Origin of the sequence: Sphingobium lactosutens DS20 (assembly GCF_000445105.1) — a bacterium.
Classification (GTDB): domain Bacteria; phylum Pseudomonadota; class Alphaproteobacteria; order Sphingomonadales; family Sphingomonadaceae; genus Sphingobium; species Sphingobium lactosutens.
The window spans coordinates 1-1,016 of record NZ_ATDP01000015.1; the positions used below are offsets into that span (position 1 = coordinate 1).

Genomic DNA, 1,016 nt, shown 5'->3' on the forward strand with positions numbered 1-1,016 from the left:
AATACCCTTGGGCAGCGACAAGGATGTCATCAAAGTCGCGATCACCGAGCAGCGCCCGCAAGCAGGCCTGGAGTGCGCGATCGGACGCGAGTACCTCCAGTGCTTCGGGACCACCGAGGGGCAGCGCCGTATCGGCTCTATCGAGAGGGTGAAAACCGGCTCCGGAAATGACGACGATGGTCGCCTCCCCGCAGCCCGAGCAGGAATCGAGAGCCGGACGAAGCAGGGCCGTTTTTGCCGGCGCGGCGACCAGTCCGGCTTCGGGCGCACCGATCAGGAGGAGGCGACGATGCCAGCGTGCCGGCCGCGGCACGTCAGTCGGCTTGAGCCATTCGCTGGGACGAGGCCGCGCGGGCAAAATGGCCGAAGACGTTGGTGTGCGATCCACCATCAAGGCGCGGCGCGCGGTGTCGAAGAGGTCATCGCGGTTGCCGCCACCATCGCAAAAGCCGTGATCATAGGCTTCGGCGCCCGCATCGAGTGGGCCAGGCTTGCGGCATTCGGGATCCCAGCCCGCATGCGCGGCATACCAGCCATCGGCATAGCGGACCGATCGATCCCAGTCATGGCCATGGAGATCGCGCGCGCGCAGAATGGCACGATCGCGATCATCCCCCCGTCCCTCGGCGACTCGTCTTGCGGTGAAGGCGAAATTGCGGGCCTGTCGTTCCGCCTCGACCATGTGCGCCATCGCTTCCATCACCGGCCGCAGTGCCGTGACACGCTCGCGCATACGTGCCATGCGCTGATCGAGTGGGGAATCGTTCGCAAGGTCCGGGAAGCGGCGCCAGGCATCAGCGAGCGCCGCTGCTTGTACCGGGCTTCGACCATGGGCAATCCATGCGTCGGTGTCAGCGGGGTCAAACGGCTCTGACATCATCGGTCTCCTTCGATGCGAATCCCAGGAGACGTGGCGGCGATGGTCGGAGGGGACAGCGTACCGCTCCGACAGTTTCTCGATCACACCCACAACTGGCATACGCGCGCGCAAGCCCGCGCCCGAAATCGGAATGCAC

Annotated in this window: 1 protein-coding gene; it reads right to left on the reverse strand. The window is 65.5% G+C overall.

Annotated elements, in window-relative coordinates; translation table 11 throughout:
- The coding region (locus RLDS_RS0127345) for a hypothetical protein (protein WP_031297166.1) at positions 1 to 880 on the reverse strand (880 nt) is incomplete at its 3' end.
- Between the last annotated feature and the right edge of the window lie 136 nt (positions 881 to 1,016).